This is a genomic window from Nocardia sp. NPDC056564, from assembly GCF_042793755.1.
GTDB lineage: Bacteria > Actinomycetota > Actinomycetes > Mycobacteriales > Mycobacteriaceae > Nocardia.
Genome location: NZ_JBHTUR010000010.1, coordinates 263534 through 279582 on the forward strand (window position 1 = coordinate 263534; position 16049 = coordinate 279582).

17 protein-coding genes are annotated in these 16049 nt (G+C 69.0%); 12 read left to right on the forward strand and 5 right to left on the reverse strand.

Annotated features, from left to right (window positions below):
- The first annotated feature begins 58 nt into the window (after positions 1 to 58).
- Positions 59 to 559 carry a VOC family protein gene (locus ACFQ9K_RS25115; protein ID WP_378720975.1) on the forward strand — a complete coding sequence of 167 codons (501 nt, stop codon included), beginning with the start codon at positions 59 to 61 and terminating at the stop codon, positions 557 to 559.
- On the opposite strand, the gene ACFQ9K_RS25120 is transcribed toward ACFQ9K_RS25115, so the two are convergent.
- Both ACFQ9K_RS25120 and ACFQ9K_RS25125 read right to left on the reverse strand, forming a co-directional pair.
- Positions 556 to 1284 carry a peptidylprolyl isomerase gene (locus ACFQ9K_RS25120; protein ID WP_378720977.1) on the reverse strand — a complete coding sequence of 243 codons (729 nt, stop codon included), beginning with the start codon at positions 1282 to 1284 and terminating at the stop codon, positions 556 to 558. The genes ACFQ9K_RS25115 and ACFQ9K_RS25120 overlap by 4 nt on opposite strands.
- Positions 1285 to 1542: 258 nt before the next feature.
- The gene (locus ACFQ9K_RS25125) at positions 1543 to 2949 is read right to left on the reverse strand and encodes a PLP-dependent aminotransferase family protein (RefSeq protein WP_378720979.1); all 1407 of its coding nucleotides are present in this window, start codon (positions 2947 to 2949) and stop codon (positions 1543 to 1545) included.
- Positions 2950 to 3269: 320 nt separating this feature from the next.
- On the opposite strand from ACFQ9K_RS25125, the gene ACFQ9K_RS25130 reads away from it, so the two are divergent.
- From ACFQ9K_RS25130 to ACFQ9K_RS25170, 9 genes are all read left to right on the forward strand, one after another.
- A complete protein-coding gene (locus ACFQ9K_RS25130) occupies positions 3270 to 4106 on the forward strand; it encodes a nitrilase-related carbon-nitrogen hydrolase (RefSeq protein WP_150404566.1) in 837 nt (278 codons plus the stop codon).
- A 12-nt stretch (positions 4107 to 4118) separates the two neighbouring features.
- Positions 4119 to 5540 (forward strand): dihydropyrimidinase, encoded by a 1422-nt coding sequence (gene hydA, locus ACFQ9K_RS25135; protein WP_378724497.1) that lies wholly within the window; start codon positions 4119 to 4121, stop codon positions 5538 to 5540.
- Between the two features lie 39 nt (positions 5541 to 5579).
- Positions 5580 to 6614, forward strand: coding sequence for a TIGR03842 family LLM class F420-dependent oxidoreductase (locus ACFQ9K_RS25140; protein WP_378724499.1), 1035 nt, complete (start codon positions 5580 to 5582; stop codon positions 6612 to 6614).
- The gene (locus ACFQ9K_RS25145) at positions 6614 to 6793 is read left to right on the forward strand and encodes a hypothetical protein (RefSeq protein ID WP_378724501.1); all 180 of its coding nucleotides are present in this window, start codon (positions 6614 to 6616) and stop codon (positions 6791 to 6793) included. The genes ACFQ9K_RS25140 and ACFQ9K_RS25145 overlap by 1 nt, the downstream gene beginning before the upstream one ends.
- Entirely contained in the window at positions 6790 to 7671 is an 882-nt protein-coding gene (locus ACFQ9K_RS25150) for an ABC transporter permease (RefSeq protein ID WP_378724503.1), read from the forward strand. The genes ACFQ9K_RS25145 and ACFQ9K_RS25150 overlap by 4 nt, the downstream gene beginning before the upstream one ends.
- A gap of 294 nt (positions 7672 to 7965) precedes the next feature.
- Complete coding sequence (locus ACFQ9K_RS25155; RefSeq protein ID WP_378724505.1) at positions 7966 to 8868, forward strand: ABC transporter ATP-binding protein; 903 nt, start codon at positions 7966 to 7968, stop codon at positions 8866 to 8868.
- Positions 8868 to 9653, forward strand: a complete 786-nt coding sequence (locus tag ACFQ9K_RS25160; protein ID WP_378724507.1) for an ABC transporter permease — start codon at positions 8868 to 8870, stop codon at positions 9651 to 9653. Before ACFQ9K_RS25155 ends, ACFQ9K_RS25160 begins: the two co-directional genes overlap by 1 nt.
- The gene (locus ACFQ9K_RS25165) at positions 9650 to 10792 is read left to right on the forward strand and encodes an ABC transporter substrate-binding protein (protein WP_378724509.1); all 1143 of its coding nucleotides are present in this window, start codon (positions 9650 to 9652) and stop codon (positions 10790 to 10792) included. The genes ACFQ9K_RS25160 and ACFQ9K_RS25165 overlap by 4 nt, the downstream gene beginning before the upstream one ends.
- Positions 10789 to 12102 carry an aspartate aminotransferase family protein gene (locus ACFQ9K_RS25170; RefSeq protein WP_378724511.1) on the forward strand — a complete coding sequence of 438 codons (1314 nt, stop codon included), beginning with the start codon at positions 10789 to 10791 and terminating at the stop codon, positions 12100 to 12102. Before ACFQ9K_RS25165 ends, ACFQ9K_RS25170 begins: the two co-directional genes overlap by 4 nt.
- 42 nt (positions 12103 to 12144) lie before the next feature.
- On the opposite strand, the gene ACFQ9K_RS25175 is transcribed toward ACFQ9K_RS25170, so the two are convergent.
- Entirely contained in the window at positions 12145 to 12645 is a 501-nt protein-coding gene (locus tag ACFQ9K_RS25175; RefSeq protein WP_378724513.1) for a hypothetical protein, read from the reverse strand.
- A 22-nt stretch (positions 12646 to 12667) separates the two neighbouring features.
- Entirely contained in the window at positions 12668 to 14149 is a 1482-nt protein-coding gene (locus ACFQ9K_RS25180) for a bifunctional phosphatase PAP2/diacylglycerol kinase family protein (protein WP_378724515.1), read from the reverse strand.
- A gap of 91 nt (positions 14150 to 14240) precedes the next feature.
- On the opposite strand from ACFQ9K_RS25180, the gene ACFQ9K_RS25185 reads away from it, so the two are divergent.
- Both ACFQ9K_RS25185 and ACFQ9K_RS25190 read left to right on the forward strand, forming a co-directional pair.
- Entirely contained in the window at positions 14241 to 14609 is a 369-nt protein-coding gene (locus ACFQ9K_RS25185; RefSeq protein ID WP_378724517.1) for an arsenate reductase family protein, read from the forward strand.
- A gap of 63 nt (positions 14610 to 14672) precedes the next feature.
- On the forward strand, positions 14673 to 15353 hold the full coding sequence (locus ACFQ9K_RS25190) for a TIGR00266 family protein (RefSeq protein ID WP_378724519.1): 681 nt from the start codon (positions 14673 to 14675) through the stop codon (positions 15351 to 15353).
- 144 nt (positions 15354 to 15497) lie between these two features.
- Here ACFQ9K_RS25190 and ACFQ9K_RS25195 read toward each other — a convergent pair whose 3' ends face one another.
- A complete protein-coding gene (locus ACFQ9K_RS25195; RefSeq protein WP_378724521.1) occupies positions 15498 to 16043 on the reverse strand; it encodes an NUDIX domain-containing protein in 546 nt (181 codons plus the stop codon).
- Positions 16044 to 16049: the final 6 nt, after the last annotated feature.

The window sequence follows — 16049 nt, forward strand, 5'->3', positions numbered from 1 at the left end:
GCCACCGCGCGGGTTGACTGGATGCACACCACGTCCACTCGAGCGGAGGAGCGCGAGCATGAAGGTCCGTATCCATGCGATCACCCTGGGTGTGCGCGAGCTCGAGCGCTCACTGCGCTTCTATCGAGACGGACTCGGACTCTCCACACCGGGCATCATCGGCACCGAGTATGTCGCGAATGGTGACACTCCGGGCGGCGCGGCGGCCATGTTCACCCTCGGCAACGGCCTGATTCTGTCGCTGTACTCGCGCACCGACCTGGCCGCGGACGCGGCGCTACCGGTCGAGCGGGTGGCCGGTTCGCCGATGAGTCTCGGCTTCTTCGTCGACGCCCGCGACGACGTCGATCGCATCCTCGACCGGGCCGAGCAGGCCGGCGGCACCGTCGTCCGCGCGCCGCTCGAACGTCCATGGGGCATCTATTCGGGTTACTTCACCGACCCCGACGACCATCTGTGGGAAGCGGTCTACTTCCTGAACGGACAGCCCTCCAACGCCCCTGGATACGACAATGGCGGCGTCCAGGGACGCCGCCATTGTCTCGAGGGGAGAAACTAGATCTTGGTGGTTTCGACCTTGTTCAGGACGACGTCGTCGCGCGGCATGCCGTCCGGGCTGCCGTCGCGGGTGCCGGCCGCGGCAACGCCCTGGAGGACGTCGAGGCCGGCGGTGATGCGCCCGAACGGGGTGTAGCTCGGGGGCAGCGGGCTGTCCTGGTAGACCAGGAAGAACTGGCTGCCATTGGTATTCGGTCCCGCGTTCGCCATCGCGACGGTGCCCGCCGGGTAGGTGGCGCCGGCCAGGTTCTCGTCCGGGATCTGGTAGCCCGGGCCGCCGTTGCCCTCGGCGGTCGGATCGCCGCACTGCAGGACGTAGATGCCCTTGGTGGTGATCCGGTGGCACTTGGTGTGGTTGAAGTACTTTTCGTTGGACAGGAACGCGAACGAGTTGACCGTTTGCGGCGCCCGCGGGTCGAGCGCGATCTGGATTGCGCCACAGGTGGTGTCGAGCGTCGCCGAGTAGGTGGCGCCGGGTTCGGTGGCGGGGCCGGGGGCCAGGTAGGTGCGCGAGGTCGCCACGCCTTCCGCCGGCGCGGCGCATTGCCCTGGCTGTTGCTGGGTGCGCACGGTCCACGTGTTCGCCGAAACACCTCCGGACGCGAATGCCGCGAGCGCCGCCGCGACGGCCGCGACGCCGACGACGCGCAGCACCCCGCGCGGCACGCCGAACCGCCGTCCACGTTTGCTGTTGCCGAACTGCCGCCCCTGCACTTCGCTGCTCACCGCTAGGAATCTCCTTCATTCGGATTGCGCACCCGCTGATGCCGAGCCGAATCATCCCATCTCGCCGCCGTTTGCGTGCGGGGACGGTCTCGATCTGCGCGAAATCGAACACCAGGTTGCCGGGTCGATAACTGACGGGTTCCTCGGGTCGTCGATAGATGTCCGTGGGCTATGGAATCCGACGCAACGGTGCCGCCGACCAGACGACAGATGTCTCTGAGCTATGTGTGGATGCTGAAACGACTGTGCGAGAACGGCTCAGGTGCGCCGGATGCGGCGGTAGGTGGGGACGGCGGTGGTCGCGGCGGCCAGTTCGGTGGCGAGCCAGTCGAGCTCGGCGTCGGCGAGCGGGGAGATGGTGATGCGCAGATGATCGGTGGGCGGCGGGTCGCCGACGATGAACGGGCCGCCCGGCGCGGCCTTGATGCCCGCGGCGGCGAGCGAGATCATGGCGGCGTTCTCGTCCGCCACCGGAAGCCAGAGGTTGATGCCGTCGCCGCGGGCGACGGTGACCCCGCGGCGAGCCAGCGCGCGGCGGAGTTCGGCTGAGCGCCTGCGGTATTCGGCCCGCGCGGTGGTGACGGTGTGCTCGGCGGTCTCGTCGTCGAGCATGCTCAGCAGCACCCGTTGCAGCAGCCTGCTGGTCCAGCCCGCGCCGAGCATGCGGCGTTCGACGACCGGATCGAGGAGGTCGGCCGGGCCGCCGACCACGGCCAGGCGCAGGTCCGCGCCGTGCGATTTGGAGTAGGAGCGGATGTGGACGGTGCGGCGGGGGAGCCGCCCGCCCAGGGAACGCAGTGGGGCGGCGGCGATTCCGGCCGAGTGGTCGTCTTCGATGACGAGCGTGTTTGTGTCGAGGAGGAGGTCGGACAGCTCGCGAATGCGCCGGGCCGTGATCGAGACCCCGGTGGGGTTCTGGCCGCGGGGTTGCAGGATGAGCGCGGTGGCGCCGTGGTCGGTGACCGCGCGGGCGAGTTCGGCGGGCAGCAGGCCGGATTCGTCCATCCGGACCGGGACCGGCCGCGCGCCGAGCCCGGCGAGCAGGTCGAGAAACGGTGGGAAGCAGGGATCTTCGACCGCCACCGCGTCACCGAGCCGGATGTGCGTGGTCAGGAGGCGATCGACGGCGTCGAGCGCGCCGTCGAGGACCGCGATTCGTTCGGCCCGAAAGGGCCAGTCGGCCCGGACTTTCGCGGCCAGCTCCGGCAGGACCGCCTCGCCGAGGTAGTCGGCGGCGAGGTCGCCGGCCCCGTCGCGGGTCAGATCCCGCAGCGCCGCACCGAGATCGGGCAGCAGCTCGGGGTCGGGGGTGCCGCGGGAGAGATCGATCCGAAACGCACTGCTGGACGGCGGGTGCAACCGTTGATATCGGCCGACCGCGTTGCCCGCCCCCGGGGTGGCCGGTGCGCCGACGAAGGTGCCCGCGCGTCCCCGCGCGACGATCACACCCGCCGCGGCGAGCGCCCGCCACGCCTGGTTCACCGTCGCGGGCGATACCTTCAACTCACGCGCGACCTCGCGTACGGTGGGCAGCCGGGCCCCCGCCGTCAATACCCCTGAACGAATCTGCCTGCTGACCGCCGCCGCGATTCCGGCCGGCGTCCGATCCGCCAACTCCGCAATGAACCACCCCGCCCCATCCCACGCCACCGGCTCCGTCGTCACCGTGCCCCCCGAGGTCTACCTGCAGGCTTCCCGCACGCTTCTCGATTTCCCGCACCGAAAATCGCATGCGATTCCAGGTGCGGGAAATCGAGAAGCGTGCGGCGCATCGAAAGGTGTGCGTTTGCGTACCGCATGTCGGCAGCGGTCGACCGTGTCCCGCCCGGATCGTCTGCTGACTCTCGGATTGCCTCGGTCACACGGTCATTCTGCGTCGGGCGCGGCACGGTAACCATGACCCCGCCGGAAGGTTTACGGCTACGAAACTGTTTCCGCAATCTTGTAACACAACCGAATTGGTTCGGAGTGAAGTATAACAAAGCATGGGAATCGTTCGAGCCGCGCTCGTCCAGACGAACTGGACCGGCGACAAAGAGTCCATGATCAAAGCGCACGAGGATTACGCGCGTCAGGCGGCCGCGCAGGGCGCGAAGGTGATCTGCTTCCAGGAGCTGTTCTACGGCCCCTACTTCTGCCAGTTGCAGGACACGAAGTTCTACGAGTACGCCGAGTCGGTGCCCGGCCCCACCACGGACCGATTCGCCGCGCTGGCAAAGGAATTGGGCATGGTGATGGTCCTGCCGGTGTACGAGCAGGAGCAACCCGGGCTGCTCTACAACACCGCCGCGGTGATCGACGCCGACGGCAGTTACCTGGGCAAGTACCGTAAACACCATATTCCGCACGTCAACGGCTTCTGGGAGAAGTTCTACTTCCGGCCGGGCAATCTCGGCTGGCCGGTTTTCGATACCGCGGTGGGCAAGGTCGGCGTCTATATCTGTTACGACCGGCATTTCCCGGAGGGCTGGCGCGCGCTCGGCCTGGCCGGCGCGGAAATCGTGTTCAACCCGTCCGCGACCTCGCGCGGCCTGTCCGGCTACCTGTGGAAGCTGGAGCAGCCGGCCTCCGCGGTGGCCAACGAGTACTACATCGGCGCGATCAACCGGGTCGGCATCGAGGAGTACGGCGACGACGACTTCTACGGCACCAGCTACTTCGTCGACCCGGAGGGCAAGTTCGTCGGCGAGGTCGCCTCGGACACCGATCCCGAGCTGGTGATCCGCGACCTGGATCTGGACCTGATCAAGACCGTGCGCGACCGGTGGGCCTTCTATCGCGATCGCCGGCCGGATGCCTACGGTCCGCTGGTGGCTCCCTAGATCGGCGACGACATGACTCTGACCTTCATCCACGGCGGCACGGTGGTCTCGGCCACCGGATCGCAACCGCTCGACGTGCTGGTGGACGGCGAAACCATCGTCGCCGTAGTGCAACCCGGTTCCACGGCCCTCGGCGCGGACCTCGCCGCGACCGCCGAGGTGGCCATCGACGCGACCGGGAAGTACGTGATTCCCGGTGGCGTGGACGGGCATACGCACATGCAGATGCCGTTCGGCGGCACCGAGGCGTCCGACACCTTCGAGACCGGCACCCGCGCCGCCGCGTGGGGCGGCACGACGACGATCGTCGACTTCGTCGTGCAGACGCCGGGGGAGCGGTTGCAGGATACGCTCGGCGCCTGGCATCAGAAGGCCGCGGGCAAGTGCGCGATCGACTACGGCTTCCACCAGATCATCGGTGAGGTCAACGACGAATCCCTCAAGGGCATGAGCGAATTGGTGTCCGAGGGCGTCACCAGCTTCAAGCTGTTCATGGCCTACCCCGGCGTCTTCTACTCCACCGACGGCCAGATCCTGCGCGCCATGCAGTCGGCCGGCGATCTGGGCGCGCTGCTGATGATGCACGCGGAGAACGGGATCGCCATCGACGTGCTGGTCGAGCAGGCCATCGCGCGCGGCGACACCGCCCCCTACTTCCACGGGACCAGCCGGCCGTGGCAGATGGAGGAGGAGGCCACCCATCGCGCGATCATGCTGGCGCAGTTGACCGGTGCGCCGCTGTACGTGGTGCACGTGTCGGCGAAGCAGGCGCTGGAACAGATCGCCACCGCACGGGGCAACGGCCAGAACGTGTTCGGCGAGACCTGCCCGCAGTACCTGTACCTTTCGCTCGAAGAGCAGCTGGGCGCACCGGGTTTCGAGGGCGCCAAGTGGGTCTGCTCGACGCCGCTGCGCTCGCGCGCCGAGGGGCATCAGGACGAGCTGTGGCGTTACCTGCGCACCGGCGACGTGACCACGGTCAGCACCGACCACTGCCCGTTCTGCATGAAGGACCAGAAGGAAATGGGCATCGGCGATTTCAGCAAGATCCCGAACGGGATCGGCGGCGTCGAGCACCGGATGGACCTGATGTTCCAGGGCGTCAAGAGCGGGCAGATCTCGCTCGAGCGCTGGGTGGAGGTCTGCTGCACGACACCGGCGCGAATGTTCGGCATGTATCCGCGCAAGGGCGTGATCAGTCCGGGCGCCGACGCCGACATCGTGATCTACGACCCGAACGGGCACACCAGCATCGGTCTCGGCAAGACCCACCACATGAACATGGACTACTCGGCCTACGAGGGCTTCGAGATCGACGGCCACGTCGACACCGTGCTTTCCCGCGGCCGCGTGGTCATCGACGACGGCACCTACCTCGGCAGCGCCGGGCACGGCCGGTTCGTCAAACGCGAACTGTCGCAGAACCTGATCTGACAGCCGAGCTGTCGTCGACCTCGAAACGGAGAGTGCCGCATGGACATCGGTGTGGTGCTGCAATGCACACCCCCCGCCTCCAGGGTGGTCGAACTGGCCAGACAGGCCGAGACCCACGGGTTCTCGCACGTGTGGACCTTCGACTCGCACCTGCTGTGGCAGGAGCCCTACGTCATCTACAGCCAGATCCTGGCCGCGACCAGGAAGGTCGTCGTCGGTCCGATGGTGACCAACCCGGCCACCAGGGACTGGACGGTGACCGCGTCGACCTTCGCCACGCTGAACGACATGTTCGGCAACCGCACCGTGTGTGGCATCGGCCGCGGCGACTCGGCGGTGCGCACGCTCGGCGGCAAGCCGACCACCCTCGCTACGCTGCGCGAGTCCATCGAGGTGATCCGGGAGCTCGGCAACGGCCGCAGCGCCAGGGTCGGCGATACCATCGTGCGGTTTCCGTGGGCCGGGGCGTCCCGGCTCGAGGTCTGGATGGCCGGATATGGACCGCGCGCACTGGATCTCACCGGCGAGGTCGCCGACGGGTTCATCCTGCAACTGGCCGACCCGGACATCACCGCGTGGACCATCGCGCGGGTCCGGTCGGCCGCCGAGCGCGCGGGGCGTGACCCCGGCTCGGTCAAGATCTGTGTCGCCGCACCGGCTTACGTCACCGACGGTTCGGCGGCCGCGCTGGCGCACGCCCGTGAACAGTGCCGCTGGTTCGGCGGCATGGTGGGCAACCACGTGGCCGACATCGTGGCGAAATACGGTGCGGGCAGCGATGTTCCGGCCGCGCTCACCGAATACATCGCGGGTAGGCAGGGCTACGACTACAACCAGCACGGACGCGCGGGCAATACGCACGCGGACTTCGTGCCCGACACCATCGTGGACCGGTTCTGCCTGATCGGCACGCCCGACGACCAGCTGACCCGGCTGCGGGAGCTGGAGAAGCTCGGAGTCGACCAGTTCGCGGTCTACCTGCAACACGACGCCAAAACCGCGACGCTCGAGGCGTACGGCGAATCGGTACTGCCCCGGCTGGCGCACCCGGTCACCGCGACGGAGGGCGCGTGATGACGGCGCTGATTCTGGGCGTCCTCTCGGCGACGGCCCTGGCGCTGATCGAGTTCGGCCCGCACCGGGCCGCTACCCGCCGGCCGGCGCGGGTGAATCGGGTGGCTGTGGACGGGATCGGTGGCGGTTCCGTGCGCGGCGCGCGGCGGGCGCTACCGGTGCGCCTGGAGGACAGATGAGGGTGCGGACGGCCCGTGTGGTCTATGCGGTGACCGTGCTGGTGCTGGTGCTCGCCCTCTGGGAGGTGGTGAAACTCGTTGTCCCGGAACGCGGTGTGAGCATCGGCGACCAGCGGATCCTGCCCCGCACCGGCGACGGCGCGCTGCCGCACGTGTGGTCGGTGGTGACGGTGCTCGGCGAGCGGGACAATTCCGGCACGGTCGGCGAAACCTTGCTCCGGACAGCGGGATTCACCTTCGGACTGGCATTGCTCGCGCTGCTCATCGGCACCGTGGTCGGCGTCGCGCTGGCGATCCTCATGCAACGCTTCGGCTGGGTCGAACGCGGTCTGCTGCCGTACATCATCGTGTCGCAAACGGTTCCGCTGATCGCGCTGGCCCCGCTGGTGGCCGGGTGGGGCGGCAAGATCGTGATCGCGGGCGAGCCGTGGCGGCCGTGGATGAGCATCGCGGTGATCGCGTCCTACCTCGCGTTCTTCCCGGTGGCGGTCGGCATGCTGCGCGGGTTGCAGGCGCCGTCGAAGGCGTCGGTCGAACTGCTGCACAGCTATTCGGCGAGCTGGTGGGAAACGTTGGTGCACTTGCGGTTTCCCACCGCCGTCCCACACTTCCTGCCCGCCCTGCGGTTGGCCGCCGCGGCCTCGGTGATCGGCGCGGTGGTCGCGGAGATCTCCACCGGCACCGCGGGTGGAATCGGCAGGCAGATCATCGTTTTCGCGCAACAGGCCACCGGCGACGCGTCGCGGCTCTACGCCGCCGTCCTCGCCGCCGCCCTGCTCGGCGTCGCGGTCACCGCCGTCGTCGGCCTAGCCGAATCGGCGTTGCGTCGCTACAGCCGCCCCGCGGGCGTATCGCGCGCACCGGGCGGAACCTCATGAACCACCGATCCGAGACGGCCGGCCCCGGCTCGGCCCAGCGCGATCACCTTTCGTCCCGCCCGGGGTTCGCGCGGCGGCTGAGCGACGACCGAGTGCGCTGGGACTCAGCTGTGCTCGCCGGGAGACCGGCATCGGCAGTGCCGATCCCGGAAACACGATTCGTCGCCGCCGACACGACTGCCGTGTCGCCCGGGTCGGCGGCGGTCCGATGATCCTGAACGCCCTGGTCATCGAATCCGTACACCGCTACTACCGTCCGCCCGGGTGGGCGGGCAGCTTTTCAGGAGGTATCCGTTGACCGCCAAAGCACAACCGGCCGTCGCCACGGCGACAGCAGAGCCGGATCCGGCGGCCGAGCAGTCGGGTGCCGACCTCGCCGAGCCGGCCGCCGAGCGCATCGCCGCGGTGGAGCTCGCGGACGTGGGCAAGATCTACGCCGCCGGGTCGGTCACCGCGCTGGCGGAGGTCTCGCTGACCGTCGCCGCGGGCGAATTCGTCTCGCTGATCGGCCCTTCCGGCTGCGGCAAGTCGACACTGCTGCGCATCATCGCCGACCTCGAGCAGCCGACCGGCGGCACCGTCACGGTGCACGGCAAGACCGCGCGCCGCGCCCGGATCGACCAGGACTACGGCATCGCCTTCCAGCAGTCCGGACTGCTGGACTGGCGCACGGTGCAGGCGAATGTCGAACTGCCCCTGGAACTGCACAGGGTGCCGAAGAGCGAACGCCGCGCGCGCAGCGCGGAACTGCTCGACATGGCCGGGCTGACCGACTTCGCCAAGCGCTATCCCGCCGAACTGTCCGGTGGCATGCAGCAGCGGGTCGCGATCGTGCGCGCGCTGGCGCCGAAGCCCTCGCTGCTGCTGATGGACGAACCGTTCGGCGCGCTCGACGAGATGACCCGCGAACGCATGCAGGGCGAGCTGCTGCGCATCGCGGGGGAGACCGGGGCCGCCGTGGTCTTCGTGACGCACTCGATTCCGGAGGCGGTGTTCCTGTCCGACCGGGTGGTCGTCATGTCGCCGCGACCGGGGCGGATCACCGCGATCGTGCCGACCGGCGGCTGGGGCAGGCGCGACGCCGCCGAGGCGGGCGACGACGTGCGGTCCAGCCCGGAGTTCTTCGAGGCGGTGGCCGCCGTCCGCGAGGCGTTGCGCGGCGGTCCCGGCGATCCGCTCGCCGGCCGGGAGGTGTGATGTCCGGGAAATCGGCGCTGCCGTGGCGAACGGTGTTGCCGCCGTTGCTGTTCGGCGTCGGCGCGCTGACCATGTGGCAGGTGCTCACCGTCGTCGCCGGGCTGCCCTCGTTCCTGCTCCCCGCGCCCACCGCGATCGCGCGCGAGTTCGCCGCGAACTTCGGCCGGATCGCCGATGCCGCGACCGCCACCGGAACCAATGCGCTGATCGGGCTGCTGGTCGGCGCGGTGCTCGGCATCGGCGCGGCGATGCTGGCCGTGCGGTTCCGTCTGGTCGAGGGATTGCTGACCCCGCTGTCGGCCGCCGCGGCCGCGGTGCCGATCGTCGCTCTTGCGCCGCTGCTGAATTCGATGTACTCGACCACCACGGATACGCCGCGCCGGATGGTCGTGACCATCGTCGTGTTCTTTCCGATGTTCGTCAGCACCGCCAGGGGCCTGCGCCAGGTCCCGCAGGTGCACACGGACCTGATGACGTCGTACGCGGCGGGCGGCTGGCAGGTCACCCGCACCGTCCGGCTGCCCGCGGCGCTGCCGTACCTGTTCACCGGCCTGCGCATTGCCGCGCCGGGCGCGGTGATCGCCGCTATTATCGCCGAATATTTCGGCGGGTTGCAGAACGGTCTGGGCAGCCGCATCACCTCCGCCGCCGCCAACACCGCCTACCCGAGGGCATGGGCCTACGTGGCCGGCGCCGTGCTCGTCGGCCTGCTGTTCCTCGCCGCCGTCCTACTCCTCGAACAACTCACCCGCAGACCCCGCACCACCCTCTGGAGAGCTAGATGATGAAGTCCCCCAAGCGATTCCGTGCCGGCCTCGCGCTCGCCGCACTGGTCGCGGCCGCGCTGACCGGTTGCAGCACCACCGACGGCGGGTCCACCACCACCGCGGACGGGCTCACCAAGGTCAAGTTACAGCTGCAATGGTTCAAACAGGGGCAGTTCGCGGGCTACCTGGCCGCGGCCGATCAGGGTTTCTACAAGGAACAGGGACTGTCCGTCGAGATCCTCGACGGCGGAACCGATATCGTCCCGCAGACCGTGCTCGCGCAGGGGCAGGCCGACTACGCCATCGCCTGGGTGCCGAAGGCGCTGGCCTCCCGCGAGGCGGGGGCGGGCATCACCGATGTGGCGCAGATCTTCCAGCGCTCCGGCACCAAGCAGGTGTCGTTCAAGTCGGACAACATTGCCGACGCGGCCGCGCTGCGCGGCAAGACCGTCGGAAACTGGGGCTACGGCAACGAATTCGAGCTGTTCGCCGGCATGACCAAGGCGGGCATCGATCCGGCCAAGGACGTCAAGCTGGTGCAGCAGCAGTTCGACATGAACGCCTTCCTCGGCAAGGACATCGCCGCCGCGCAGGCCATGTCCTACAACGAGTACGCGCAGCTGCTGGAGACGAAGAACCCGGCCACCGGAAAGCTCTACACCGCAGATGATTTCGCGACCATCGACTGGAACGCCGAGGGTGTCGCGATGCTCCAGGACGCGATCTGGGCCAACACCGAGAAGCTGAAGGACGCCAAATACCAAGAGCAGACGGTGAAGTTCATCGCCGCCTCGCTCAAGGGCTGGATCTTCTGCCGGGACAACGTGGACAAGTGCCGCGACATCACCGTCGCTGCGGGCAGCACGCTCGGCGCCTCCCACCAGCAGTGGCAGATCAACGAGGTGAACAAGCTGATCTGGCCGTCGCCGGCCGGCATCGGCATGGTCGACAGCACGGCCTGGGACCGGACCGTGAAGATCGCCAAGGACACCAAGAACCAAGAGGGCGCGACGGTGTTGACGAAGAACCCGGACGCGAGCGCCTACAGCAGCGACTACGTGATGAAGGCGCTGGAGCAGCTGATGGCCGCCGGCGTCGATGTGACCGGAGCCGGCTACGCGCCGAAGCAGGTCACGCTGGCCGAGGGGGGTAAGTGAGTTCGACCGATCACGTCTTCTATCCGTGGGCCGCGCAGGCCGAGCTGAACCCGGCGACCATCGTCGGCTCGTCCGGCTCCTACTTCTGGGACGACAACGGCCACCGCTATCTCGACTTCTCCTCGCAGCTGGTGAATGTCAATATCGGCCACCAGCATCCGGACATGATCGCGGCGATCATCGCGCAGGCCCAGTCGCTCACCACCATCTCGCCGACCGTCGGCAACCAGGCGCGCAGCGAGCTGGCCAGGTTGATCGTCGAACGCGCGCCGGGCGAGCTGAACCGGGTCCTGTTCACCACCGGCGGCGCGGAGGCGGTGGAACACGCGGTGCGGCTGGCCCGTAGCTTCACCGGCCGGACCAAGATGCTCGCCGCGTACCGCTCCTATCACGGCGGCACCGGCGTGGCGATCGGGCTGACCGGGGAACCGCGCCGGTGGGGCGCCGAGCCGACCAATGTCGACGTGGTGCGGTTCTTCGGGCCGTACCCGTATCGATCGCCTTGGGGGACAAGCACTCCCGAGCAGGAGACAGCGGCCGCGCTGACCCATCTGCGGCAGGTGATCGAGCTGGAAGGCCCGCAGAACATCGCCGGGCTGATCCTGGAGACGGTCGTCGGGACCAACGGTGTGCTGATTCCGCCGCCGGGTTATCTGGCCGGAGTGCGAGCGCTCTGCGACGAATTCGGCATCGTCTACATCGCCGACGAGGTGATGGTCGGCTTCGGCCGGGTCGGGGAGTGGTTCGCGGTGCAGGCGTTCGATGTCGCGCCGGATCTCATCGCCTTCGCGAAAGGCGTCAACTCGGGCTATGTGCCGCTCGGCGGCGTGCTGATCGCCGAGCGGATCGCGCAGCGCTACGACCACACGGTCTATCCCGGCGGCCTCACCTACGCGGGGCACCCGCTGGCGTGTGCGGCGGGCGTCGCGTCGATCGGCATCTTCGAGCGGGACGGGATCCTCGCGCACGTGCGTTCGGTGGGCGCGGATGTGCTCGGAAAAGGCCTGCACGAGTTGGCAACCCGGCATCCGAGCGTCGGCGAGGTGCGCGGGCTCGGCTTCTTCTGGGCCCTGGACATGGTGCGTGACCCGCGGACCAGGGAACCGCTGATCCCGTTCGCCGCCGCCGGTGCGGCGGCCGAGCCGATGGCCAGGCTGACCGCCGCCGCGAAGGCCCGCGGGCTGTGGCCGTTCAGCGCGGGCAACCGTTTTCAGATCGCGCCGCCGCTCACCACGTCGGCCGACGACTTGCGGATCGGTCTGGAGATCGTCGACGAGGTGCTGGAGGTCGCCGACGAGTACGTCGCCTGACCGGCTGCGAGGAGGCCCCGCGATCGATCGTCTCGCGGGGCCTCAGCGCGAAGTGAGCACGATGACCACGCCGCCTTGCTGCCACGTCTGATACAGGTCGGCCCGGTTCGGCGAACCGTCTGCGGCGAACCCGATTCCGTTGAACTTCGCGTTGGCCTTGTTGTCCCGCGCGATGATCTCGTACAGCCGCATGACGTCCTGCTCACCGGTGTGTACCACCGGAACGAAGGTGCGCGGCTTGCCGCCCAGCGATGCCTCGACCGGGTCGCCCGCGCGCAGGTTCTGCACCCACGGGCGCAGGGCCGTACCGATCAGCAGGGTGCCGTCGTGGGTGGTGTAGGCCACCGGCACGTCGTAGACGTTGCCTGACTTGCGGCCGACGACGTGCAACGTCAGCAGGCGTTTGCCGACGAAGCCGGAGATCACCGGCAGGCGCAGCAGTGCCCGCACCACGCGGTTGACCGTGCCCTGGTACGACCGCAGCGGTTCCGGGCCGGTGGTGGACGGTGTGCCGTAAGGGTTTTCGGGTGGTCGATCAGTCATGACCTCAGTATGGTCGCCGAGGTCACTCCGCGTCGGCGTCGAGTGCGCGGAACACGGCCAGCGCGGCGGGTTGGCTGGCGAAGGCCAATCGTTTGGCCGTGTGGTTGACCTCGCCGTCGGTGGCCAGCGAGACCGGTGCGCCGTCGACCCGGACGTCCAGGCGTCCGACGCGCCGGTGCACGTAGGTGTCGGATCGGTTCAGCGTGCCGGTGAAGGTGGCGAAGATCAGCCGGAGGCGGGAGAAGCGAAGGTCCGCACGGAGATAGCGGACGTCGAGGGTGCCATCGTGCATGCGCGGGCGCGACATCGGGATCTGGTCGGCCGGGTGGTACGCGCCGTTGCCGAGGAACAGCATCCAGAGGGCGCTGTGCTTGCCGTCGAGCGTGGCGTGCAGGGGTTGTGCGCGAAACAGCACGCACAGCATGGCGATTCCGGCCGCGGGCCACTTACCGATCCGGCGTTCCCAGCGCTCGCGCAGGCGGACGAAGTCGGGGTAGCCGCCGAGGCTGGCGGTGTTGATGAAGGTGCGTTCCTCGGCCTCGTCCAATCGCACCCTGGCGGTGTCGATCAGCACCAGTTGGCCCGATTCGAGGGCGGCCAGGGTCGTCGCCGGATCCTCCACGCCGATGTCGCGGGCGAAGTGGTTGAGCGTTCCGCCGGCGAACACCGCCAGCGGAAGGTTGTGGCGCACAGCGGCTTCCGCCACGGTCGACACCGTTCCGTCGCCGCCGAGCACGCCGAGCGCCGCGACATCGCCGCGGCGCACCCGTGCGTCGATCTCGGCGGCGAGATCGACCTCGCCCGCGAGCTCGAGCAGCTGCGCCTCGGGCAAGCGTTCGCGCAACAGGTCGGCCAGTTCGCCGCCGTCGTCGGTGCCGGAGGACGGATTGACCACGAACAGCAGCCCGCGCCCCCCGGGCAGCGGTTCGGTGCGCTTCGCCGGACCGAGCGTGGCGGGTTCGTCGTCCCGCACCGCCCACCACCGCCTGGTCGCCAGCGCGACCCCGGAACCGAGCGCGGCCCCGGCCACCACGTCGGAGGGCCAGTGCACGCCGATGTGCACCCGCGAGTAGGCCACCGCGACCGCGAGCGGCGCGATCACCGCTGCGGTACCGGGCGACTCCAGCGCCACCGCCGTGGTGAACGCCGCCGCCGAGGCCGCGTGGCCGGACGGGAACGACGACGACACCGGCGGTTTGACCAGCCGCCGTAGCAGCGGCACCGCCTCCACCGGCGGGCGCCTGCGCGGGAACAGCGGCTTGGCGACCCCGTTCGCGACGCCGCTGGCCAGGCCCACCGCCGCCAGGCCGCGCACCGCGCCGCGCCGCTGGGCCCGGCCGCCCGCCACGAACAGGACGGCGGCGATGCCCATCCAGAGGCGACTGTGGTTGGCGCTCATGCTGAGTGAGCGCAGCAGCTGGTCGGCGGGGGTCGGCCGCAGGCGGGCGGTGCGCTGCACCAGGCGGCGGTCGACGGCATTGATCGTACGGAGTCGTTTACGCATCGAATCGAGCTTATCCAGCCGGCGGACAATCAAACGGTGTCGCGGCCGCTTTGTCGGCCGTGCCGCGAATACCGCTCGGTACGCTGCGCACATGACATCTGGTCCGACCGAGATCTGGCACAACCCGCAGTGCTCGAAGAGCCGCACCGCCACCAAATTCCTGGACGAGGCCGGCCTGGCGTACTCGGTGCGGCGCTATCTGGACGCGCCGCCGACCGCCGACGAACTGCGGGATGTGCTGCGGCGGCTCGACGCCGAGCCGTGGGACATCACCCGCACCGGCGAGCAGATCGCCAAGGACCTGGGGATCGCCGGCTGGGGCCGCACGCCCGCCGATCGGGACCGGTGGATCGAGGCGCTGGCGGAGCACCCGCGGCTGATCCAGCGGCCCATCGTGCTGACCGCGGACGGCGGCGCGGTCGTGGCGCGCGACGACGCCGCGTTGCGGTCGCTCGGCTGACCGGTTCATACCCCCGATAGTGGTGTCCCTGCCGCCGCGAATCAGGCGGTAGGGTCGGCTTTCATGAAGGTACAACTGCGCCACAACCCGGCGTCCACCATCGCGCGATGCTTCCTCGCCGCGGGCGAGCCGATGCGGGTCGAAAGTGGCGCCATGGTCGCCCATTCGGCGGGAGTCACGTTGGCGGCCAAGGCCGAAGGCGGCATCCTGGCCGGGCTGAAGCGCTCGGTGCTGGCCGGCGAATCGTTCTTCGTCTCCACGTTCAGCGCGCCGCAGCAGGGCGGCTGGGTGGACGTCGCGCCCGCGCTGCCCGGCGACATGCTGAACTTGCAGATCACCCAGGACCGCCCGTTCTTCATCAGCCGCGGCGGCTGGATCGCGAATTCCCATGGCGTGCAGGTGGAAAGCAAGTGGGGCGGGTTCGCGAACCTGTTCGGCGGCGAGGGCGGGTTCGGCCTGCGCGCGCACGGCGAGGGCGAGATCGTCGTCGGTGTGTTCGGCGCGATCGACGTCATCGATCTGCAGCCGGGGGAGCCGATCACCATCGACACCGGGCACGTGGTGGCCTACGACCTGGCGATGAACTTCACCATCCGGCGCGCGGTGGTCGGGCGGTCCATCCAGTCGCTGAAGTCCGGTGAGGGTTTCGTTTTCGACTTCGTCGGGCCGGGGCGGGTGCTGCTGCAGACGAGAAATCCTGGCGCTTTCGCCGCGTGGGCGAGTTCGGTAGCCTCCTCCGGGTAATCGCCCCATCGATAGACCCGAGTTACGGAGAACCATGGAATTGCTCGAAGTTTTCGCCAACATCGCCACCACCCTGCTGTCCCTGGGGAGCGGCAGCGCGGCCTGACCGCGTAGTTGAGTACGACGAGCGTCCGGGGGTAGCGCTCAGGTGAGAAGATCGCCGACGAGTACCCGGGTGTCCGGCACGAACGGCCAATCCGGGTCTGCCAGGTGGGCACGCAATTCCGCGTCCGTCCACCACCAGCCGTCGGCGATCTCCTCGGCCTGGTGGCGGATCGGTCCGTCGTAGCGCAGTTCGTAAGCGAAGAGGTGGCAGCGCATGGGGCGGCCCTGCCACTGTCCATCCCAGGCCGCGGTTGCCGCGGGTTGTAGCGCATCGGCGCCGGTCAGCGTGATGCCGAGTTCTTCGGCCAATTCCCGGACCGCGGTTTCCCGCGGTGATTCGCCCGGGTCGACCACCCCGCCGGCCAGGCAGTCGTGCATACCGGCGAAGACCATCTTGGTGTCGGTGCGGCGATGCACGTAGATCCGCTCGCCGTCGCCGGATCGCAGCAGCACACCGGCACTGGCGTGCCACATTCCGTCGCGGTAGACGGCCGCCCGATCGGCGGCGCCGACCGCCTGACCGGCCGCGTCGTAGACGGCGATCGTCTCGGACTTCTGCTGCACTGGTTCCGGCTGCGCTGACACCGGTCG